The organism is Rhodococcus sp. P4_E4, assembly GCF_056401575.1.
The window spans coordinates 285,744-308,529 of record NZ_JBFUJB010000002.1; the positions used below are offsets into that span (position 1 = coordinate 285,744).

At 62.1% G+C, this 22,786-nt stretch carries 17 protein-coding genes; 4 read left to right on the top strand and 13 right to left on the bottom strand.

Going from position 1 to position 22,786, the window contains the following annotated elements; genetic code table 11:
- Window positions 1–3: 3 nt before the first annotated feature.
- The 5 genes from AC1DVN_RS04265 to AC1DVN_RS04285 are packed head-to-tail and all read right to left on the bottom strand — an operon-like array spanning window position 4 to window position 6,110.
- Window positions 4–831 carry an HpcH/HpaI aldolase/citrate lyase family protein gene (locus tag AC1DVN_RS04265; RefSeq protein ID WP_020906880.1) on the bottom strand — a complete coding sequence of 276 codons (828 nt, stop codon included), beginning with the start codon at window positions 829–831 and terminating at the stop codon, window positions 4–6.
- On the bottom strand, window positions 828–1,316 hold the full coding sequence (locus AC1DVN_RS04270) for a MaoC family dehydratase (protein ID WP_003942078.1): 489 nt from the start codon (window positions 1,314–1,316) through the stop codon (window positions 828–830). Before AC1DVN_RS04270 ends, AC1DVN_RS04265 begins: the two co-directional genes overlap by 4 nt.
- Window positions 1,313–2,476, bottom strand: coding sequence for an acyl-CoA dehydrogenase family protein (locus AC1DVN_RS04275; protein ID WP_007730190.1), 1,164 nt, complete (start codon window positions 2,474–2,476; stop codon window positions 1,313–1,315). The genes AC1DVN_RS04270 and AC1DVN_RS04275 overlap by 4 nt, the downstream gene beginning before the upstream one ends.
- A complete protein-coding gene (locus tag AC1DVN_RS04280) occupies window positions 2,476–4,515 on the bottom strand; it encodes an acetyl-CoA carboxylase biotin carboxylase subunit (protein ID WP_416315085.1) in 2,040 nt (679 codons plus the stop codon). Before AC1DVN_RS04280 ends, AC1DVN_RS04275 begins: the two co-directional genes overlap by 1 nt.
- 5 nt (window positions 4,516–4,520) lie before the next feature.
- Window positions 4,521–6,110 carry a carboxyl transferase domain-containing protein gene (locus AC1DVN_RS04285; protein WP_070797560.1) on the bottom strand — a complete coding sequence of 530 codons (1,590 nt, stop codon included), beginning with the start codon at window positions 6,108–6,110 and terminating at the stop codon, window positions 4,521–4,523.
- A 98-nt stretch (window positions 6,111–6,208) separates the two neighbouring features.
- Here AC1DVN_RS04285 and AC1DVN_RS04290 point away from each other — a divergent pair, with 98 nt between their 5' ends.
- Together AC1DVN_RS04290 and AC1DVN_RS04295 are read left to right on the top strand one after the other, a co-directional pair.
- Window positions 6,209–6,808: an SACE_7040 family transcriptional regulator gene (locus AC1DVN_RS04290; protein ID WP_003941968.1), complete on the top strand. Its 600-nt coding sequence runs from the start codon at window positions 6,209–6,211 to the stop codon at window positions 6,806–6,808.
- Between the two features lie 48 nt (window positions 6,809–6,856).
- Window positions 6,857–7,603 (top strand): GTP pyrophosphokinase, encoded by a 747-nt coding sequence (locus AC1DVN_RS04295; RefSeq protein WP_029254901.1) that lies wholly within the window; start codon window positions 6,857–6,859, stop codon window positions 7,601–7,603.
- A gap of 158 nt (window positions 7,604–7,761) precedes the next feature.
- Here the strand turns inward: AC1DVN_RS04295 and AC1DVN_RS04300 are convergent, their stop codons facing one another.
- Window positions 7,762–8,022: a GlsB/YeaQ/YmgE family stress response membrane protein gene (locus tag AC1DVN_RS04300; RefSeq protein ID WP_021334317.1), complete on the bottom strand. Its 261-nt coding sequence runs from the start codon at window positions 8,020–8,022 to the stop codon at window positions 7,762–7,764.
- 188 nt (window positions 8,023–8,210) lie between these two features.
- Between AC1DVN_RS04300 and dctA the strand changes: the two genes are divergently transcribed.
- The gene (dctA, locus tag AC1DVN_RS04305) at window positions 8,211–9,617 is read left to right on the top strand and encodes a C4-dicarboxylate transporter DctA (RefSeq protein ID WP_477993502.1); all 1,407 of its coding nucleotides are present in this window, start codon (window positions 8,211–8,213) and stop codon (window positions 9,615–9,617) included.
- Here the strand turns inward: dctA and AC1DVN_RS04310 are convergent.
- From AC1DVN_RS04310 to AC1DVN_RS04320, 3 genes are all read right to left on the bottom strand, one after another.
- Complete coding sequence (locus AC1DVN_RS04310) at window positions 9,595–10,959, bottom strand: outer membrane protein assembly factor BamB family protein (protein WP_477847432.1); 1,365 nt, start codon at window positions 10,957–10,959, stop codon at window positions 9,595–9,597. The two genes, dctA and AC1DVN_RS04310, sit on opposite strands and share 23 nt — an antisense overlap.
- A complete protein-coding gene (locus AC1DVN_RS04315; protein WP_046378246.1) occupies window positions 10,956–12,401 on the bottom strand; it encodes a hypothetical protein in 1,446 nt (481 codons plus the stop codon). Before AC1DVN_RS04315 ends, AC1DVN_RS04310 begins: the two co-directional genes overlap by 4 nt.
- 183 nt (window positions 12,402–12,584) lie before the next feature.
- Window positions 12,585–14,831 carry an MMPL family transporter gene (locus AC1DVN_RS04320; RefSeq protein WP_477847449.1) on the bottom strand — a complete coding sequence of 749 codons (2,247 nt, stop codon included), beginning with the start codon at window positions 14,829–14,831 and terminating at the stop codon, window positions 12,585–12,587.
- A gap of 224 nt (window positions 14,832–15,055) precedes the next feature.
- Here AC1DVN_RS04320 and AC1DVN_RS04325 point away from each other — a divergent pair, with 224 nt between their 5' ends.
- Window positions 15,056–16,504 (top strand): hypothetical protein, encoded by a 1,449-nt coding sequence (locus tag AC1DVN_RS04325; RefSeq protein ID WP_477847429.1) that lies wholly within the window; start codon window positions 15,056–15,058, stop codon window positions 16,502–16,504.
- 54 nt (window positions 16,505–16,558) lie between these two features.
- Here AC1DVN_RS04325 and AC1DVN_RS04330 read toward each other — a convergent pair whose 3' ends face one another.
- The 4 genes from AC1DVN_RS04330 to AC1DVN_RS04345 all read right to left on the bottom strand — a co-directional run bounded on the left by AC1DVN_RS04330 (window position 16,559) and on the right by AC1DVN_RS04345 (window position 22,637).
- Window positions 16,559–17,671 (bottom strand): NDMA-dependent alcohol dehydrogenase, encoded by a 1,113-nt coding sequence (locus tag AC1DVN_RS04330; RefSeq protein ID WP_019744235.1) that lies wholly within the window; start codon window positions 17,669–17,671, stop codon window positions 16,559–16,561.
- A 48-nt stretch (window positions 17,672–17,719) separates the two neighbouring features.
- Window positions 17,720–19,219 (bottom strand): aldehyde dehydrogenase family protein, encoded by a 1,500-nt coding sequence (locus AC1DVN_RS04335; protein ID WP_019744236.1) that lies wholly within the window; start codon window positions 19,217–19,219, stop codon window positions 17,720–17,722.
- A 108-nt stretch (window positions 19,220–19,327) separates the two neighbouring features.
- The gene (locus tag AC1DVN_RS04340; RefSeq protein ID WP_020969015.1) at window positions 19,328–20,995 is read right to left on the bottom strand and encodes a sigma-54-dependent Fis family transcriptional regulator; all 1,668 of its coding nucleotides are present in this window, start codon (window positions 20,993–20,995) and stop codon (window positions 19,328–19,330) included.
- Between the two features lie 4 nt (window positions 20,996–20,999).
- The gene (locus AC1DVN_RS04345) at window positions 21,000–22,637 is read right to left on the bottom strand and encodes an AMP-binding protein (protein ID WP_029254895.1); all 1,638 of its coding nucleotides are present in this window, start codon (window positions 22,635–22,637) and stop codon (window positions 21,000–21,002) included.
- Window positions 22,638–22,786 lie beyond the last annotated feature (149 nt).

Sequence of the window (22,786 nt, forward strand, 5' to 3'; positions counted from 1 at the left end):
CCGTTAGTTCTCCTTCTGCTGAAAGATTCCGGCTCGGTGAAGAAGCTTCTCGGCGTGACGAAGAACGGGAGCGTCGACCATCTTGCCCTCGAACGCGAACACACCACGTTCAGTAGACACCGCGGCAAGCACTCGTGTGGCCCAGTCGATCTCTTTTTCCGAAGGTGCGAAGGCACCACGGATGACCTCGACCTGACTCGGGTGGATCGCAACCTTCACGTCGAAGCCGACTGCGACAGCATCAGCGGACTCGACGCCCAGGCCGACGAGGTCCTTGATGTCGAGATAAACGGAATCGACAGCCAACCGGCCGTAGCTCTTCGCAGCCAGGAGAGACGTCGATCGGACGTGCTTGGCAACGTCGCGGTACGAACCGTTCGGGTGCCTGCTCGAGTTACCGCCGAGACCGGCCACAAGATCCTCGGCTCCCCACATGACACCGATGGCGTTCGCAGCAAGCGCGATGTCGGCCACGGCGAGGGCTCCTCGCGGGGACTCGACGAGTGCAACCACGTCCGCCGGTGCGAGCGAGAGGACGTCCTCGGCCGATTCGCACTTGGACAGCATGAGACGCGAATAGTGTGTGCCGTCCAGCGCGATCAGATCGAGTTCGTGATCAGGCGTACCGACCGGATTGACGCGCACAATCGTCCGGTCCGGATCGAGAGGAGTGTCGATCAGGGCTGCACGTGCGGCTTCTTTGTCGGCCGGAGCCACCCCGTCTTCGAGATCGAGGATCACGACGTCGGCAACGGCGGCCGCCTTCGCGTAGCGCTCGGGACGATCCGCCGGGCAGAACAACCAGGCCGGCCCCGGTGGCGTCCACGTCATGAGGACACCTCTGCCGGACGCAGTTGCACCAACGTCTTGCGCGTGGCCAGTGCGACGACATCGCCGTGCTGGTTACGCCCGGTGTGCACGAGCGTCACGATGCCTTCACCTGGACGACTCTTCGACTCGCGCTTGTCCGCGATGAGCGTCTCGGCATACAAGGTGTCGCCGTGAAAGAGCGGCTTCGGGAAGCTGATCTCGGAGAAACCGAGGTTCGCCACGATGGTGCCCTGCGTCAACTGCGCGACCGAGAGGCCGACGATGGTCGACAGGGTGAACATCGAATTGACCAACCGCACACCGAATTGAGTGTCCTCGCTGTACGCGGCATCGAGATGCAACGCCTGCGTGTTCATCGTCAAAGTCGTGAACAGGACGTTGTCAGCCTCGGTCACGGTCCGGCCTGGGCGATGCTCGTAGATCGCGCCGACCTCGAACTCCTCGAACCAGAGCCCGCGCTGAGTGATCTTCTTGGGGTTCGTCACAACCCTGCCTCACGGGCGATGAGCATCAACTGCACCTCGGTGGTTCCCTCACCGATTTCGAGGATCTTGCTGTCACGGTAGTGGCGCGCGACGGCGTACTCGTTCATGAAGCCGTATCCGCCGTGGATCTGGGTGGCGTCGCGGGCATTGTCCATGGCAGCTTCGGAGGAGATGAGCTTGGCGATGGACGCCTGCTTCTTGAACGGCTTGCCCGACAACATGAGTGCGGCCGCGTCGTAGTACGCGGTACGTGCGACGTGGGCACGAGCCTCCATACGCGCGATCTTGAACGCGATGGCCTGGTTGTGTCCGATGGGGCGACCGAACGCCTCGCGTTCCTTGGCGTACTTGATCGACTCGTCGACACAGCCCTGGGCGGCACCGACGCTCAACGCGGAAATGGCGATGCGGCCTTCGTCGAGGATGCGCAGGAAGTTCGCGTAGCCGCGGCCGCGCTCACCGAGCAGATTCTCTTCGGGGACACGAACATCGGCGAACGTGAGCGGATGGGTGTCGGATGCGTTCCAACCGACTTTGTTGTACGCCGGTTCGGCCGTGAAGCCGGGCGTCGTGGTCGGCACGAGGATCGTCGAGATCTCCTTCTTTCCGCCGTCCTTGACACCCGTGACCGCGGTGACCGTCACGAGCTTGGTGATGTCGGTGCCCGAGTTGGTGATGAACTGCTTGTTGCCGTTGATGATCCACTCACCGCTGTCGAACTTCGCGGTGGTCTTGGTGCCGCCGGCGTCGCTACCCGCACCGGGCTCGGTCAGGCCGAAGGCAGCCAACGACTTGCCGCTGGTGAGCTGCGGAAGCCACTCCTGCTTCTGTGCCTCGTTACCGAAACGGTAGATCGGCATGGCACCAAGGGACACACCAGCTTCGAGAGTGATCGCGACGCTCTGGTCGACCTTGCCCAGCTCTTCGAGCGCCAGGCAGAGTGCGAAGTAGTCGCCGCCCATTCCACCGTACTCCTCGGGAAACGGCAGGCCGAACAGTCCCATGTCAGCCATCCCGGCCACTACCTCGTACGGGAAGGTGTGGTTGGCGTCGTGCTCGGCAGCAACCGGTGCCACTACGGTCTTCGCAAAGTCCGCAACCGTCTTGGCGAGCTGCTGGTATTCGTCCGGAAGCGCTCCGGTGGCAAGGTAATCGGACATCAGGCGTCTTCCTTCTGCGTCGTGTTCTCGGTCTTTACTTCTGCAGTCTCTTCGTCCGTGACAGGTACCACGCGGGCCAGAACCTGATCCACCATCACCTGATCGCCCTGACGGACAAGCACTTCCACGATCCCGTCGATCGGGGACGTCAAGGAGTGCTCCATCTTCATGGCCTCGACCACGACGAGTGGTTGTCCCGCGCTCACTGCCGCGCCGTTCTCGACGTTGACTGCGATGACGGCACCGGGCATGGGGCTGGCGATTTCGGCGTCACCGGCGTGCTTGTCCTCACCGCGAACGCTGACTTCGGCAACCTCGCGCACGTGCCAGGTTCCGCCGCCTGCCAGCCACAGACCACCATCGGTCTCGGCGACGACAAACGTGCGTCGGCGTCCGTCGATCACCACCGCCAGTTCGGATCCCGTCAGGGTCGCGCTGAATGCGCGCGGCTGTGAACCTTCGACCTCGACCTTTGCATCGGCGGGAACGCCGACGATCGCAACGTGCGACGTTCGGGTGCCGGCGGCGAGCCTGATGCTGGTCGGAGCGGGAGTTCCGACGCGCCATCCACTCGGGACGTCCCAGGGATCAACGGATTCCGAAGTTGTCCATCGCGAGAGCCAGCGATACGCCGCGGCAGCAATGAGAACCTCGTCGGAGGCGTCGGCTGCGACAAAGTCTTCGACGCGACGATCGAGCAGACCGGTGTCGAGGTTGCCCGCGATCACATCCGGATCAGCGAGGAGGAATCGTGCGAACTCGATGTTGGTCACGACTCCGAGCACTGCGGTGTCACCGAGTGCGCGATCGAGTTTGCGCAGTGCGCCTGCGCGGTCGGGAGCGTGGGCGATGACTTTGCTGAGCATCGGGTCGTAGTCACTGCCGACGACGGTGCCTGCGAGCAGTCCGGAATCGACGCGCACGCCGGAACCTGACGGCTCGACCAGATCGACGACGCGGCCGCCGGTCGGCAGGAATCCACGGCCCGGATCCTCCGCGTACACACGAGCTTCGATGGCGTGCCCGGTCAGCGTGATGTCGCTCTGGGAGAAGGCCAACTTCTCTCCCGCTGCCACACGGACCTGCCATTCGACCAGATCCAGTCCGGTCACCATTTCGGTGACGGGATGCTCGACCTGCAGGCGGGTGTTCATCTCCATGAAGAAGAACTCGTCCGGCTTGTCGGCGGAGACGATGAACTCCACGGTGCCGGCGCCGGTGTAATCGACGCTTCGAGCGGTGTTGCACGCTGCCGCGCCGATCCGGTCACGGGTCACCTGATCGAGCAGCGGCGACGGAGCCTCTTCGATGACCTTCTGGTGACGCCGCTGCAGGCTGCATTCGCGCTCACCGAGGTGAACGACGTTGCCGTGCTGGTCGGCGAGAACCTGGACCTCGATGTGCCGGGGCCGCAGGACGAATCGCTCGAGGAACAGGGTGTCGTCGCCGAACGACGACGCGGCCTCACGGCGGGCACTGCGAAGAGCCTCGGCCAGATTGGCCGGATCCTCGACCAGACGCATTCCCTTGCCACCGCCGCCGGCCGAAGGCTTGACCAACACCGGGTAGCCGATGTCCTCGGCTGCTGCGATCAGTTCTTCGTCGGTCAGGTTCGGACGAGCGATACCCGGGACCACCGGCACGTCGAACGCGGCAACCGCGTTCTTCGCGGTGATCTTGTCACCCATCACCTCGATCGCCCGCTCGGAGGGGCCGAGGAAGGCGATTCCGGCGGCCGCACAGGCAGCCGAGAACGCCGAGTTCTCCGACAGGAAGCCGTAACCGGGGTGAATACCCTGAGCACCGGTGGACTTGGCAGCGTCGATGACCTTGTCGATGACGAGGTAGCTTTCACGCGCCGCGGCCGGTCCGATGTTGACGGCAGTGTCGGCCTCGCGGACGTGGCGAGCATTCGCGTCGGCGTCGCTGTAGACGGCGACGCTGCGAATTCCCAACTCACGCAGCGTGCGGATCACGCGAACCGCGATCTCACCGCGGTTGGCCACGAGAACAGTATCGATAGTGCGCAACTCAGTCATTTCGCTCACATCCGGAAGACGCCGTAGGAGACCGGCTCGATCGGTGCGTTTGCGCACACCGAAAGGGCCAGGCCGAGAACAGTTCTGGTATCTGCGGGATCGATGACACCGTCATCCCACAGCCGCGCAGTGGAGTAGTACGGATTGCCTTGAGCCTCGTACTGCTCACGGATCGGCGCCTTGAACGACTCTTCGTCCTCGGCCGACCACGGATTGCCCGCGCTGTCGAGCTGCTCGCTACGAACCGTCGAGAGCACCGAAGCTGCCTGCTCGCCGCCCATGACCGAGATGCGCGCGTTCGGCCACATCCACAGGAAGCGAGGCGAATACGCGCGTCCACACATGGAATAGTTGCCGGCGCCGTACGAGCCGCCGATGACAACTGTCAGCTTGGGGACCCGTGCACACGCAACTGCCGTGACCATCTTGGCGCCGTGCTTGGCGATGCCGCCGGCCTCGTAGTCGCGTCCCACCATGAAGCCTGCGATGTTCTGCAGGAACAGCAGCGGCACACTGCGCTTGTCGCACAGTTCGATGAAATGTGCTCCCTTCATGGCGGATTCACCGAAGAGCACGCCGTTGTTGGCGACGATGCCGACCGGGTGGCCCTCGATGTGGGCGAAACCGGTGACGAGCGTCTTGCCGTACTCAGCCTTGAACTCCTGGAACGCGCCACCGTCGACGAGCTTGGTGATCACCTCGTGCACGTCGTACGGAGTCCGAGGATCGGTCGGGACGACGTCGTAGAGTTCGCTTTGATCTGCGACAGGCGGAACCGTGGAGATGACGTCCCACGGGCGCTCGGAGCGGGGGCCGAGCGTGGCAATGATGTTGCGCACGATACGAAGTGCGTCGCGGTCATCCTCGGCCAGGTGATCGGTGACGCCGGAAACCTTGGAGTGCAGGTCGCCGCCGCCGAGTTCTTCGGCGGTGACGATCTCACCGGTGGCCGCCTTCACCAGCGGCGGACCACCGAGGAAGATCGTGCCCTGGTTGCGGACGATCACTGCTTCGTCACTCATCGCGGGCACGTAGGCGCCGCCCGCGGTGCACGAACCGAGAACTGCGGCGATCTGGGGAATCCCCTTGGCGCTCATGGTCGCCTGGTTGTAGAAGATCCGGCCGAAGTGCTCGCGGTCCGGGAAGACTTCGTCCTGGCGCGGCAGGAAAGCGCCGCCGGAGTCGACGAGGTAGATGCAGGGAAGGTTGTTCTGCAACGCAACTTCCTGCGCGCGCAGGTGCTTCTTCACCGTCATCGGGTAGTAGGTGCCGCCCTTGACCGTCGCGTCGTTGGCGACGATGACGCACTCCCGGCCCGACACACGGCCGATACCGGTGATGACGCCGGCGCCCGGGCACTCGTCGTCGTACAGGCCGTTGGCCGCCAGCGGGGACAACTCGAGGAACGGGCTGCCCTGATCAAGTAGCGAGTCGACGCGATCTCGCGGCAGCAGCTTCCCTCTGCTCACGTGGCGCTCGCGAGAGCGCTCGTTGCCACCCAGCGCTGCTTGCGCCAGTTTCTTCTTCAGTTCGTCCACCAGAACGGTGTGATCGGACCGGTAGCCCGATCCTTGCGTGATTCCACTGGGAGTCATCCCGCCGCCTTCGCCATGAGTTAATGCTCGATAACTGAAACTAGATTAACTATGATTAACTGAGTTGTCCAGAACACAAGCGAAGAAAGATCGAGAGAATGACCTCTGAGCAGGTAGCAGCTCCGACGCGACGCGATCAGATGAAGGCCGACCGTCGTCGTCAGCTCTTGGATGCCGCCGCACGGTTGATCGCCGAACGCGGATTCGTGAGTGTGCGACTCGAAGACCTCGGCGCGGCCGTCGGTATCAGCGGCCCGGCCGTGTACCGGCATTTCCCCAACAAGGATGCCGTCCTCGTGGAACTTCTCGTCGGCATCAGCACGCGCCTGCACGAAGGCGGTTCTGCGGCAGCGGAGGCAGCGGACTCACCGAGCGCCGCTCTCGACGCACTGGTGGAGTTCCACCTCGACTTCGCGCTCGGCGAGCCGGACCTGATCCGCATCCAGGACCGCGACCTCGAAAGCCTGCCGGCCGACGCGCGTCGACAGGTGCGCCAAACGCAGCGCAAGTACGTCGAGGTGTGGGTCGGAGTCCTCGAGCAACTCGATCCCCAGCTCGACCAGGCGGATGCCCGCATCAAAGCGCATGCCACTTTCGGACTGATCAACTCGACCCCTCACAGCGCCAACCCAGCTTCGCCGGCACGCGCACGTCGCGTCCTGCGGGATATGACGCTCGCCGCACTGCGCACCCACTGAAACCGGACACGGCACAATCGGTGGCAGACTGGTTACACCAGCTAACAGATGAGGGTGCCGAACGTGGAAGACAGCAGTGGGGTCAGCAGAGCCGATTTCGCCGAACTGCGGACCGAGTTCTCCCGCTTCATGATGTTGTACCAATTCGGAATCTCCGAACTGATGACCAAGGTGAACATCCTCAAGGACGAGTTCACTCACATCAATCAGTACAGCCCCATCGAACACGTGACGTCACGGGTCAAGTCGCCGGACAGCATCCTGCGTAAGGCTCAACGACTGAACATCCCGCTCACGATCGACGACATCGCGAAGAACATCTTCGATATCGCCGGCGTACGCATCACGTGCAGCTTCATTTCCGACACGTACCGGATCGCCGAGATGCTCACCAGTCAGACGGACCTTCGGGTGATCGAGCGAGAGGACTACATCGCCGATCCGAAACCCAACGGCTACAAGAGCTTGCACCTGATCGTCGAGGTCCCGGTTTTCATGAGTGACCGCGTCCGGCACGTACCGATCGAACTCCAGATCCGCACCATCGCGATGGATTTCTGGGCGAGCCTCGAGCACAAGATCTATTACAAGTACAACCGCGAGGTTCCCGTCGAGCTCCTCGACGAACTCACCGAGGCTGCTGCCGCGGCACACCGCCTCGACGTCAAGATGGAACGCCTCAACGACGAGTTCGCGAAAATCAAAGCGCTACCGCATCCCGATGACGAAATCCTCGAGCAGGATCTGCCGGCGCAGTTCCTCGAGGCGCTGCATCTTCAGCGACGAGCGCTCTGAATTTACGGCGACCCTCCCCCTGAGCGAACGCGCCTTTCGGCGCATCTGAGGCGACGAGAGTGCCGTTCGCTCACAACTGGGGTCGGACAACTAGGGCAAACCAAAAGTGCACCCTCCCGAACTTCGGGAGGGCGCACTTCGCGAATCGCGTTGGCTTGCTATTTCTTGCCCGTGACGGCGCTGTAGCCGATCGAGAGCACGGCCGCCGCGGCGATACTGATGATCCAGCGGATCCAGTCGATTCCACCCGTGTCGCCCTTGTCCGAGATCGCTCCCCAGACCCAGTACCCGATAAGCGCTCCGGCGACACCGAGGACGACGGTGATGATCATGCCGTACTGCTGCTTACCTGGCAGTACGAGACGAGCCAGGATTCCGATGACTGCGCCGAAAATGATGGTTCCGATAATTTGCCCCATGACAGCCCCTCTCACACGTCGTGCATGCACGCGGACGGAAGATCACCGCTCAGGGAAACAATAACCACAGTCACACACAACTGTCGCTTGTTGACCGAATTGTTGTCCGAGATGCAACCTCGACGCGTTACATCCACGACATTCGCGAGTTATTTTTTCGCAATCAAGCAGACCTACCGTTCCCATCCATGCCAACTTCCGTAAAACTGCCGAACAGCGAGCTCGCGCGACTCGCCAACAAGCCGCCCTGGTACCGATCACTGTTCGTGCAATTGATCGCCGCTATCGTCATCAGCGTTCTCATCGGCTGGTTGTGGCCCGAATTCGGCGCGAATCTCAAGCCCCTCGCCGACGGCTTCATCAAGCTGATCAAAATGCTGATCGCGCCGATCATCTTCTGCACCGTCGTAATCGGGATCGCCCACGTCGGGGATCTGAAAGCGGTGGGGCGTATCGGCGTCAAAGCACTCATCTACTTCGAGGTCGTGACCACCTTTGCCCTGTTGTTCGGGCTGCTCATCGGAAATCTGATGAAGCCGGGTGCGGGATTCAACATCGATCCGGAGACGCTGGCGAACGGTGCGGACGCCGTGGCCGCCAAGACTGGAAGCGGCGAGCTTCCCCACACCGTCGAATTCCTGCTCAATATCATTCCGGTGTCGATAGTTTCGGCCTTCGCCGAGAACGCACTCCTCCAAGTCCTCTTCTTCGCCGTACTGTTCGGGCTCGCCTTGGCCAAGGCAGGCGAGAGTGGACCACCGATCGTGTTCGAACTAGTCGATCGTCTGAGTCATCTGTTCTTCACGATCATCGGCTGGATCATGAGACTGGCGCCGTTGGGCGCTTTGGGCGCGATGGCGTACATCGTCGGCCAGTACGGGATCGCTTCGCTCGGAAGTTACGGAAAGCTGATCGCCGCATGCTATCTTGCGGCCGTCCTGTTCATCCTCATCCTGGCGGCGATAGTCAGGTACTTCACGGGCGTGAATCTGTGGAAGTTCGTCAAGTACATCAAGGACGAACTCTTCCTCGCGTTGGGAACGGCGTCGACCGAAGTAGTTCTGCCCCGAATCATGGTCAAGCTCACCAACGCCGGATGCTCGCGCACTACAACAGGATTGGTGGTGCCTACCGGCTACTCGTTCAATCTCGACGGCGCCACGCTGTACCTTTCGATCTGCATGCTGTTTCTGGCTCAGGCACTCGGCGTGGACCTGACACTCGGTGAACAGATCACTGCCGTCCTGGTACTGATGCTCACGTCCAAGGGAATGGCCGGCGTGCCGGGATCGTCATTCCTGGCACTGTCCGCCACCGTGGCCGCAATCGGTCACGGCGCAATTCCCGTCGCCGCAGTCGCCCTCCTACTGGGCGCGGATCGAATCATGGACTCGATGCGAGTCTCGGTGAACCTGCTCGGGAACTGTGTCGCAACCTTCGTGGTCGCCAATTGGGAGGGGCAGCTCGACAAGGAGCGCATGCGCCGAGTGCTCGACGGAGAAGACGTTCCACCGCTCGAGGAAGTCGATCCGATCACCGGGAAAACTGTTCCAGCACCGGAGGCCGAAGCACTCAAGACACCTTCAACGCCGTGATGCTGTCTTCACTGGAACGCAACAGCACCTTGCCCCCTGCCCACAGCTCCCGCGGCATCGCCCAGGGGGTGAACTCGTCGTCCCCGTCCTGGTCCACCCGAACCTCCCAACTACGTTGGCCCGTACGGACATCCGTTCCGTAGACGTTTCCCTCGTCGATAACGACATCGCCGTGCCAGACAACCTCCCCGGCGCGCTCGGCGTTCGATCGCCACAGGACCTCACCGGTGAAGAGGTCCACGAACTGGACCTCGGTCTCGGAACCGGAACGGGTCACGGCAACCACGTTGCCGATTACCGCCAACGACTGTGCGGTGTCGAAGAGTTCACTGTTGGACCACAATTTCTCGCCGGAAGTCCGGTCGAAACCGCTGTGTCCCAGAATGATCGGAGTCGATCCTCCTGCGGGATTATCTCGGCTGTATCGCCCGCCGTAGTACGAGGACTCCGAGGGCAGTTCGTCCGTCCTGGCGAACTCGCGCCCGTTCTGATCGAGCGCGTACTCACTTGTCGGACGGCCATTGCCTTCGCAACCGCCATCCGACACCAATGTCACCCCGTCCGACGATGTATGCGCGGTCGAACAGGTGGAGTAACCGTGTACCCACCGCTGTTCGCCGGTCTTCAGATCGAATCCCAGAGACTCGTCGAGAGCGATCACACCCAGATCGCCGTGCACCGACATCACCGGATCGACGTATCCGGCTTCCCACGATCCACCGACGTCGAACGCTTTGGACCAGTTCGCTTCCGGATCGTCGACGGTTCCGCTGTGCACGCGAACGTCGTTGCTCTCGATATCACCCTCGAGCGCGAGGACCCTGTCACCCGAGACAACCGCGATGATCGGTGCCCACGGCGTCTTGATGTCTCGACGCTCTCCGGTCTCGATATCGAAAAGTGAGTACGAACCACCGGATACGTACGGCCCGGAGAAACACAGCACCGAACTGCCGAGCAGAGTCTCGGAGCAACCACCGATGTCGACCGCCGACGTGCGCCAACGAACTGTGCCATCTTCGGCGTCCAATCCGACCAATTCTGCGTCGTCCAACGAATACGCCTGACGATCCGGCATACCGATCATCGTGACCACGAGTGATCCGGCATCGATGAATCCGCCCATGTCCATGTTGAATTCGGTGCCGACAAGTGGGCTCCGAAATATCGCGAACTCGCGACCGAGAATCTCGGAGGCCTCGACGCTCCATAGCGGCGACGAGATCGCTGTCGGTTCGGAACTCGTCGACGTGACCACCGTGGCGATGGCGGCAGTGACGGTGACTACGGCTGCGGCGGCCGCGATCCGAAGTCGCGATTTCGGGGAGAATCTGGTGGTCATCGAATCTCCAGGCCTTCGGTCGTCGCGAGAAACTCCAACTGCGCGAACGTCATCGGATCGTTCGGGATCGCAGCCGACGACGAAACCGAGACTTGGGTCCCATTCGGGCGGGTGACGACCACCGACCTGCTCGTTTCCTGCGTCGATTCTGCTTTCGAGCCGTCATTTGTCATGGGCACGGTCGCGTAGTTCCGTTCGTCTCGCTCGATCACGGATCCATCCGGTCGCGTCACGACCTCCAAGGGGTGCCCGTCGTAGGAAGGGTCGTATTTGTTGGGCTCCTCGGGGAGTGGTTGTCCGCCGGTAATTGTCATGTTGAGCGTCGACTCGCTGTCTCCCGTCCGGGTGAGAAGTCTCTGACATGCAGTGGACTTGTCATTCTCCGCCACCGTCAGAGTGCCCGGTCCGGTATCAAGAATCGGAAAACCCGGAGGTACAGCGCGCCATCTGACTTCGAGTACCGCGTTGAGACGTTCGATCGTCGCGCGATCGAGTTCGGCCACGTCGCCAGAGTCTCGGGGGATCCCGTGGCACCCGGGCGAAAGCGGTGCCGTACCCGGCGGAGCAGGCGTCGTGATTCGCAGTTGCGGCAGGCTGACCAGAGAAACCAGTTCGTCGATGGTCAGTGGAAGCGCGCCGCTTGCCTGAACCTCGGCGCCGACTCGATCGGCAGTGTCATCGAGATAGGCGTGAACTCGTGTGCCATCGATGCCGTAAAGGAACGCCGAACGAGAAAGAGTGCGTTGTCCGTTGATTTCACTCCACGAGTCCTGCACGTCCACAACTGAACCATCCGCGAGTGAGCGACGTTCGACGAGAGAACCGGCGACGCACGGAGGAACCGGCGCCTTACTGCTGTTGACCGAGACCGACAGTCCACCACTGGCCTCGCCTCGAAGTATTGTCGCCGACGCATCAGTGGACGCCAGATCCTCGATCGTCCATCCCTCGGGCAACTCGTCCGAGGTCGACGGTGCCGAGATCGGACCGAACTGGAGCGATCGGCGCGGACTGGCGAACTTGATCTCGACGCCGTCCGGAATCGCATCGGCGACCGAATCCGACATCGATACAGCCTTGGCGCCGGAAAACCACGGAAAACGTGGGTCGTCGTACGCCTCGTCGCCGCCTGTCGATGTGAAGATCGAGATTCCGTGTTCGTCGTCCGGCGCTTCGACGCTTTCACAACCCGGAATCGTTGTCGGGTACACCGCGCTCGGCGTGACGTACGAGAATTCAGGCACGTCCTCCGCCGGAATCTCGTCCGGTGTAGACGTCATGGTGATCGAAGATGACGCAGCTACAGAGATGTCATCGGACGGCGAGCTGCTCCACCGATCCACCAGCCCGGCAACCACTGTCCCACCGGCGATCAGGGAGACGACCGTCAGCGCGAAGGTCCACTTCTCGGCCCGCTTCGAATCGGTTTGCTCCTTCGACACGTACCCTCGCAGTCACTGTCACGGCTCGCTCCCGATGCGCGTCGCCTCTGGAAGTCCTGTCGCGATCACAGCGATTTCTGTTACCAACCGGATGGTTTCCTATCGCGCGAGCGCCGCATGAAGACAGAAGAACGGGGTGCCAGTTGCTGTGCAACCGGCACCCCGTCCTGACGACCTGAGTGCTTAAACCCTCACCGGCACCTGATTCGGGTCTGGATCGGAATCCGGATCCTGCTCGATCGGAATCCGCCGAATCGCTTCACCCTCGATGTCGACGTTCGGCAGGATCTTGTCGATCCACGCGGGCAACTTCCACGCCGAATCACCGAGGATCGACATGACCGCAGGGATCACGATCATGCGGATGATGAAGGCGTCGAAGAAGACTGCCGCCGCGAGACCGAAGCCCATCATCTTGCTTGTCGTCTCCGAGGACAGCATGAATGCGCCGAACACGGAGATCATGATGATGGCCGCCGATGCGACCACGCGAGCACCATGGGTGTAGCCGGAGATGATGGCGTCCTTGGCCGACAATCCGTGCACGTATTCCTCGCGCATTCGCGTCACGAGGAACACTTGATAGTCCATCGCCAACCCGAAGACCACACCGATCATGAAGATCGGCAGGAACGAGATGATGGGTTGTGTGTGCTCGATCAGCCCGAAGTCGCCCAACTGGAAAATGGCAACCGTGGCGCCGAAGGTCGCACAGACGGAAAACAGGAATCCGAGAGTTGCGGTCAGCGGCACCAAGATCGAGCGGAAGACGACCATCATGATGATGAACGCCAGCCCCACAACCACGATGAGATACGGGATGAGCGCGGAACTGAGCTTCGACGACATGTCTGCAACGATCGCGGTTTGACCCGCTACACCGAGTTCTGCGCCTTCCGACTTCACCGTCGATCCGTAGTCCCGGATCTGATTCATCAGCTCGTGGGTTTCGGGGCCGCTCGGAGACATCTGCGGGGTGACCGCGATGAGCGCAGAGTTTGCGCCCGCCATCGGGTTTGCCGCGTCCGGTCCGTTTCCGACCCACATCAACTGATCCGGCGTTGCGACGTTGTCGAGGCCCTTGATGTGCGCGACAGTGCCTTCGGCAATCGCGGTGATGTCGGTGCCGTCGGGCGCGTCGAGCACGACGAACAATTCGCCGTTGACGCCTTCACCGAATCCTCGTTGCAGGAGGGCCAGTGCCGGTCGCTCTTCGTCTTGAGTGAACGAGAGTCCGAGTTCGAGCTTCGTCATCGGAATAGCCGCGATCACCAGGAGGACCAGAGCAGCACCCGCGATCGGCCACGGGTACTTGGTGACTATCTTGGCCCAGCGATGTCCGTTGGATTCCATCGTCTCGGGCTCGTCACCGTGGCGAAGCCCGGGAATACGAGGCGAGAACGCGAACCGACCGAAGATGCCCAGAACTGCCGGGATCAACGTGATTGCGCCGAGCACGGCGATGATGACGGCAACCGCTGCCGAGATTCCCATCTGCGTGATCATCGGGACCCCGACCACCGCCAGGGCTGCCAGCGCAACCACAACTGTCAGGCCCGCGAATACGACCGACGAACCGGCTGTACCTACTGCGCGTCCGGCAGCAGCTTCCCTGGTTCCGCCCAGATTGAGCTCACTGCGGTAGCGCGAGACGATGAACAACGCATAGTCGATCGAGACTGCGATGCCGATCATCGTGACGATTCCCGTGACACCTTCGTTGATGTCGAAGAAGCCCGAGCCGAGTGTGACCGTCAGAGTGGCCAGCGCAATTCCAAGAATTGCAGTGAACAACGGGATGAACGCCGCGATGAGTGCGCCGAACGCCACGATCATCACGATGAACGCCACCGCGAAGCCGAGCATCTCCGACAGACCGCCCGCGGCCTGCACCTGCATCATCGAACCGGTGCCTTCGACTTGCAGGCCACCAGTGCGGAATTTTGCCATCAAATCGAGCAACGCCGTCTTGTTCGCCTGCGTCTGATCCTCGATGCGAATCGACTGATTGAGCTGGATCAGCCCGACCTTGCCGTTGTCGCCGAGAACGGCGGACGCTACCGCCGGATTGGCCTCCGCGAGAGTGACCGGATTGACGATCTTCTCGGGATCGACGATGTCCGGCAACGTCTTCGCCTGTGCGATCAACTGGTCGATCTGATCGCTGTGCGCGGCAAGCCCGTCGTCTGCCGCGATGAGAATGCTGGTCGACGCCTGAGTTTGCTGCTCCGCTGCCGCTGCAAAGTTCTCGTTCATCAACTCGGTCGCACGCTGTGAATCGGTGCCCGGAAGATTGAATTCTTTGGAGAACGTCGGATTTGTGGCGCTGATAGCGCCCCCCACCACCGCGATCACGATAATCCACGCGGCCACCACAAGATACTTGTGGCGGAAAGCGAACTTCCCCAACCTGTAAAGATACGTAGCCAACGTAGGCCTCTCTCGCCGTGGACTGGTCTGTCCGAAGAACACGGAGTCTTTCGGTGCCAAGGTCATACGGTACGGACCGACCGACTCGTTGGCACCTGGTATATCTGCGAAAACGGCATATCCGGCGCGCTCTCCGTCTCCTTTTCAGACCGCTCGGTACCGTGGACACGACACGGGCAGGCGCCTCACCAGAGCAGACGTCGCGTAGTACGAAAGGCAATCCCATGAATCACGGCCAGGCCGTCGATCGCGATCTCCTCCTTGCAGGCCAACAGCGACTCGACGCGCGGGGGCCACGATTGACGGGATCACCTTCACACCACGCGGTGGTGGAGGAAGTCGCGAACGAACTGACCGAACTGGGCCTCGAAGTCCGGCGTGATTCACACACTTTCGAACGCTGGGATCTACCGGCAACGTCTGACGGACTTCGCATCGAATTGCCCACGGGGCCGATCAAGGTTTCGTCCGCATTCCCCTACTCGGGATTGACCGGACCACAGGGAATCTCCGCTCCCCTGGTCTACGTCAGCGCGCGACGCCCCAAATGGTCCGCGGCCAAGGGCGCGATCGCGGTGATCGAGGTCCCGCACATCGATCTTCCCCGCAAGCTACTGGTCAGCGAGTGGGGTCCGATCGCCACCGACGAGACTCTTCGAAATCCGGTTCTCTCCGCAACCCTTCTTGGCCCGAAACTCGACAAGGCCCGCAAGGCCGGAGTGCTCGGCGTGATCGCGGTGTGGCGTGACATCGCTCCGGACAACGCGCTGGGACAATATCTTCCGTTCACGCAGCCGTACCACGACATCCCCGCCGTCTGGGTGGCCGGCGACGAGGGCAAGAAGGTTGTCGCTGCAGCCCGTTCCGGTCAGCGGGCGACTCTGGTTCTGGATGCAACTCTGCATCCGGACACCCGGACCGACACGGTGTGGGCGGTATCCCCGGGGACATCACCGGAAGAGACGATTCTGCTCATCACTCACAGCGACGGAACCAACGGCGTCGAGGAGAACGGGCATCTGGGAATGTTGGCCTTGGCGCGGCACGCCGTCGCGCAGCCGCATCGACGGTCGTACGTTTTTGTGCTGACGACCGGCCACCTTCGCATTCCAGCGGTGTCCAAGCACGGACAGGCAACGTCCACCTGGCTCGAAGCACACCCCGAGATGTGGAAGGGCGAAGACGGTCAGGCGCGCGCAGTAGCGGGGATCGCAATCGAACATCTCGGCGCACTGGGTGATACCGAGAACACCTCGATCGGCAGCTATTCGTTGGAGACCACTCCGGAACCGGAACTGCTCTACGCGACGAGTCGGGAAGTACACGACATCGTTGCACCGCTGTGGCGCGACATCGGGGCAGGCGATCGCCGAATCGTGGCGCCAGGACCGGTCATTCATTTCGGCGAGGGTGAACCACTGTTCGAGCGGAAGATCCCGGCAGTCGCCTTGGTGACGGCGCCGCAGTACCTGCTCGCTCTGCGCGACGCCGACACAGTCACGCACGTCGATCTCGACGCGATGGTCAAACAGGTCGAAAGTTTTCGCGATCTGCTCGACGCCTTCGACGCAACCGACACCGCGGCTTTCGGTCCGGTGGTCTCGCGCTCGGTGTTCGCGAAGTTCTCGGCGCTACTTCAGTTGATGCAGATTTTGTCGAAAGCCAAGAAATAGTACTGTGCGCCTTTATTAACCGCCGGCGGTTAATAAAGGCGCACAGCAGTTGTCCTACTTGTCGTGAATGATCACGCCACGGATGTTCTTGCCATCACGCAGATCCTGGTAGCCCTGGTTGACGTCTTCGAGGCTGTAGGTGTTGGTGATCAGTTCGTCGAGCTTGAGCTGACCCGCATCGTAGAGACGAAGCAGTCGCACGATGTCGTACTGCGGGTTCATGGATCCGAACAATGTGCCCTTGATCGTCTTCTGGTTCAGCGTCAGATCGGTTCCCGACACGTGCACGGTCAACTTGGCCGGATCGGCGAGACCCGTGATCACCACGGTGCCGCCCTTGCCGATCACTGCTGTCGCTGCACTGACCACGTCCTCGTCGACGGTGCCGACAAGGATGAGCGCCGCGTCGGCGCCCTGTCCCCACGTCAGCTCGTTGACCTTGGCAGCAGCGCTCTCGGCGTCTGCAAAGGCATGGGTTGCACCGAACTTCAGTGCGGTCTCACGCTTGAGAGCAACCGGGTCGACCACCACGACATACTTGCAGCCGGCCGAAACGGCGCCCTGGACGGCATTGATGCCGAGGCCACCGATGCCGTAGATCACCGCGGTGTCGCCGGCGCGAAGGTTACCGGCGTTGACTGCCGTTCCCCATCCCGAAGGCACGCCGCAGCCGACGACCACTGCTGTCTCCAAGGGAAGCCAGTCGTCGATCTTGACCACCGAGTGCTGAGAAATGGTGGCGCGCTCGGAGAACGTTCCGAGCATGCACATTCCGCCGAAATCCATTCCATTGCCGTGGAAACGGAAGGAACCGTCCGTCATCGAACCTTCGAGGATGGTGGCACCCATGTCACAAAGGTTCTGGCGACCGGTCGAGCAGTAGCGACAGGTGCCGCAGTTGGGGATGAAGCTACACACGACGTGGTCGCCCGGCTTGACCTTCGTGACGCCGGGTCCGACCTCTTCGATGATGCCCGAGCCTTCGTGTCCGCCGACAATCGGGTAACGCGGCGGGAGATCACCGTCGGTCAGATGCAGATCCGAATGGCACAGTCCGGCAGCGGTGTACTTGATCAGTACCTCACCCACCCCGGGGCCGTCGAGGTCGAGTTCCATGATCTCGAAAGGCTTTCCGGGCTCGAGCAGTACAGCAGCTTTGGTCTTCACTGGTGATCTCCTTGATTGTCGGACGAGAGAATGAGCGATGGGGGTCGGTCAGAGGGCGATGTTGACGGCCTTGGTCTGGGTGTAGAGATCGATAGCCGAAGCGCCGAGCTCGCGGCCCCAACCGGACTGCTTGTATCCGCCGAAAGGCATTGCGGTGTCGAAGCCGTTGTACTGGTTGATCCACACCGAGCCAGCCTTGAGACGCTTGGCCGTGCGGTGGGCCTTGGAAATGTCACGGGTCCAGATGCCGGCGGCAAGTCCGTAGATGGAATCGTTTGCGGCAGTGATGGGTCCGTCGTCTGCGTTGAACGGCAGCGCTGCCACGACGGGTCCGAAGATCTCCTCCTGAACGATGGAGAATTCGGGCTTGACGTCGACGAAGACAGTCGGCTCGACGAAGTAGCCCTGATCGCCCCAGCGGTTACCGCCGGTGAGTGCACGTGCGCCGTCGGCGATCCCCTCACGGAGGTAACCGGTGACCTTGTCGAACTGCTCCTGCGAGACCAGCGGTCCGAGCTGGGTGGTGGGATCGAGGCCGGGTCCGATCTTGACCTGGCTCGCTGCGTGCGCGACGGCCTCGGTGAACTTCTCGAAGATGGTGTCCTCGACGTACAGACGGGTACCCGCAACGCAGCACTGGCCGTGGTTGAACAGCCAGGCGTTGAGTGAACCCTCCACAGCGGAATCGAAATCCGCGTCGGCGAATACGATGTTGGGGCTCTTGCCACCGAGCTCGAGCGTAACCTTCTTCAGGTTGCCCTTGGCGGCGTCGACGATCTTCTTACCCACCTCGGTGGAACCGGTGAACGCGACCTTGTCCACGTCGTCGTGGCCGGACAGTGCAGCACCTGCATCGCCGAAGCCGGGAACGATGTTGACGACGCCGGGCGGGAATCCGGCTTCTTCGAAGACCTCCGCGAGAAGCAGTGCGGTGAGCGGGGTCTGCTCAGCGGGCTTGAGGATCACCGTGTTGCCGGCGGCGAGCGCGGGGGCGAGCTTCCACGACGACATCAGCAGCGGGAAGTTCCACGGCACGATCAGTCCACAGACGCCGATTGCCTCACGCAGGGTGTAGGCGTGGAACTCGCCGCCCGGAGAGAAGGGCATCGACACGTTGACGGTGCTACCTTCGATCTTGGTGGCCCAACCCGCGTAGTAGCGGAAAACGTCTGCGGCCCAAGCCACGTCGACGGCGGTGGCGATGGCAACGGACTTGCCGTTGTCGAGAGCTTCGAGCTGACCGAATTCCTCGGCACGAGCACTGAGAATGTCGCCGACGCGCCAGATCATCCGCTCGCGCTCGTTTGCCTTCATCCGAGACCAGGGGCCGTCCTCGAAAGCCGTTCGGGCGGCGCGTACCGCGCGGTCGATGTCTTCGGCCTGGCCGTGTGCCACGTCTGCGAGCTTCTGTCCGTCAGCCGGGTTGTACGTCGCGAAGGTCTGACCCGAAGCGGCGTCGACGAATTCGCCGCCGATGTAGAGCTTCTTCGGTCCGTTCAGGAAACCCTGTACCGCGGAACTGATGGTGTGTTCGGCTACTGCCGTCATCGGAAACTCCCCTGAAGTAGTGAGGTGCGAATGTGATGCACGCCATACTTCCGCGCTTCCGGGGGTGCTAACTGTCCGAACTTTGTACAACTCAATTCGGACAGCAAACTACACAGTGATGTCGAGCGCCCGCATCCGTGTGTAGAGAGTGCTTCGGCTGATTCCGAGTTGCGCCGACGCGTGAACCTTGTTGCCGCCGCAGTCTTTCAACGCTCCGATGATCGCCTGGCGCTCGGCCTTCTCCCGCCCTGCCAACCGCGACACCTTTGCCGTGGTGCGATAGTCCTCGGGCAGATCGACGACGTCGATGCGATTGCTCGAGCGTTCACCTGAGGCCCGATTCAACACGACGCGCAATTCGGCCAGGTTGCCCGGCCAACTGGCCGCAGCGAGCGCTTCGGCAGCGCTGGCGGTCAACCTCAACTCGGGCGAGATCCCCTCCAACATCACCTGAGCCAACTCGGCGATCTCAGCCTGTCGCTCGCGCAGAGGGGTGATGACAACCCTGGAGGCGCATCGTGAAAGCAGCGCCGCGATGGTCGGCGGAAGATCAACTGCCGCCCCGCTGGTCAGTACGATCTTCGGCCCCTCGGCGCTGGCATCGATCAGGTCTGCGACCAGCGGCAACACCGAATCGGGAAGGAGCTGCACCTGTTCGATCACGACCACGCCCGAACGCTTACGGGCTGCTCGCACAAGATCGGTGATCCACTGCTCACGGCCGTCGAACGCGATCCGCGTGGCATCGTGCCAACTGGCGTCGACGCTCCCGACCACGTCCGATGCTGCCGAAGTTCGACCGGAACCCGCTTCACCAGAGATAGCAACTGCGGACGACGAGGCCCGCGCTCGCATGAGGTCTCGGCGCAGTCGTTCCCCCGGAGATGGTGCCCGCTCGTGGGTTCTGCGGATGGGCGCCCGTTCCCGTTGGAGTGGTTCGACCAGGAAGAGTGCACCGCCGTCGGCCCCGGAAATCCGGTCGGCTTGAACTCGCGCCAGCGCACCGGACGCCAATTCGACTGTCACAAGCCTCGATTGATCAGGATTGAGATCGGCGATCAAGGACCGGAGTGATACGTGGTCGGCGGTGTCGAGCAGATCCAAGGCCGTTCGGTTGCTCAGCAGGATGTCGTCGCCGATGGCCGCGACGGCAATGTGGCGCTGATGTGACACTCGCTGGAATGCGTCGACCAGCCGCTGCTCCGACGCCTTGGAGCCTTCGAGCAGTCGTTTCTCGATATCCGCTGCAGCACGCGCAAGGAAGGGCGCGAACAGCGGGTTGGCCTGCGAGACAACGCCGGTCATGTCGAGAATACCCTCGACGCGACGTGTGACGGGATGCAAGATCGGCTGGCCGTAGCAGCTCAATCCCTTGAGGCTGTCGAGGAAATGCTCGTCCCCGTGGATCACCACGCTTCGACCTACCTCGAGCGGAGTACCGAGTGCATTGGTACCGGCGTGCTCTTCACCGAAGCGTGAACCGTTGACGACGCCCAACCGCTCGATTGTCCGCTCGACGCGGCTGTCGGAGTACACCGAAGCGACCACGCGGCATTCTCGATCAGCAAGCAGCACACAGAAACCGGTGCCCGCGATCTGTTGCGACACCTCGTCGAGCACGGGCGCGGCCGCCCGGAGCAGACGAGATTCGCCGTCCTGCTCCTCGGTGTCCACGGCGATTGCCGACGACGGATCGAGGCCACTCAGTCGAGAACGCTTCCAGGAGAGCGCGATCTCGGGGCGTACCGGCTCACGCTCCCCTGGGTTCGCGGACATATGCTCAGGCCTGACCGATCAATTCGATCGCCTGTTCTCGCATCGCGATCTTGCGGACCTTGCCCGTGACTGTCATCGGGAACTCGTCCACGACATGGACGTACCGCGGAATCTTGTAGTGCGCGAGCTTGCCGGTGCAGAAGGCACGGACCGAATCGGCGTCCAGATCGTCTGCACCTTCGCGCATCTGGACCCACACCATCAATTCCTCGCCGTACTTGGCGTCCGGTACACCGATGACCTGCGCGTCGAGAATGTCGGGATGGGTGTAAAGGAACTCCTCGATCTCACGCGGATATACGTTCTCACCACCGCGGATGACCATGTCCTTGATGCGTCCCGTGATAGCGACGTATCCGGCCTCGTCCATGACTCCGATGTCTCCGGTGTGCATCCACCGGGCAGCGTCGATCGCCTCGGCGGTCTTCTCCGGGTTCTCCCAGTAGCCGAGCATGACCGAGTAACCACGCGTGCACAGTTCGCCCGGCTCGCCGCGCGGCACCGTCAGTCCGGTTGCCGGATCTACGATCTTGATCTCGAGGTGCGGCCCCACCCGACCGACGGTTTCGGTGCGCTGCTCGATCGAATCGTCAGAGCGGGTCTGCAGCGACACCGGTGACGTCTCCGTCATGCCATAGCAGATGGACACCTCTGCCATGCCCATGCGATCGATGACCTGCTTCATCACTTCGACCGGGCAGGGCGAACCCGCCATGATGCCGGTGCGAAGGGACGACAGATCGAAGCTGTCGAAGTCCGGCAGCGCCAACTCGGCAATGAACATCGTCGGAACGCCGTAGAGGGACGTGCACTTTTCGGCCTGGACGGCTTCGAGCGAAGCGCGCGGATCGAATGCGGGGCCCGGAATGATCATGGCAGCACCATGACTGGTGCACGCAAGGTTGCCCATCACCATGCCGAAGCAGTGATAGAACGGCACCGGGATGCACACCCGATCGACCTCGCTGTAGTGGCACAACTCGCCGACGAAGTAGCCGTTGTTGAGAATGTTGTGGTGGCTGAGCGTCGCACCCTTCGGGAAACCGGTAGTGCCCGAGGTGTATTGGATGTTGATCGCGTCGTCGGCCGACAACGCGGCCTGGGCTGCGGCGAGCGGAGCCGGATCGCTTGCCTGCGCCGCCAAGCCGTCTGCAAGCACCGCGTCCCACTCGGGTGAACCGAGCAGGAGCACCGACGTCAGATCCGGGCACTGCGGCCGCACCGTCTCGATCATCGACGCGTAGTCCGAGGTCTTGAAGCTGGCCGCAGACACCAGCGTCGAGATTCCGGCCTGCTCGAGCACGTACTGCAACTCGTGCGAGCGGTACGCCGGATTGATGTTGACCAGGATCGCGCCGATCTTTGCCGTTGCGTACTGCGTGAACGTCCATTCCGGACAGTTGGGAGCCCAGATCCCCACCCGATCGCCCTTCCCCACACCACGGGAAAGTAGTCCGGCAGCGAGCCCGTTCACCTGCTCGGCGAACTCCCGGTACGTCCATCGTCGACCGCTGGCGTGGTCGATCAACGCATCGCGGTCGCCGTGTGCGGCAACCGTGCGATCGAGGTTGTCTCCGATGGTGTCGCCCAGCATCGGACCGTCCCATACTCCGGACGTATAGCTGGGCAGCGGCGTACTCATGTGTTCTGTCCTCTCCGGTTACCTGTTCAGGCACCTATGAGAGGGGCCGCCGCAGCGGACCCTCTCATCTACGAATTTACTCGATTCGGTGTGATGCACGACATACTTCCCGGTGCGGGGTGCCTGTAACTGTTCGAAGTCCGGACACC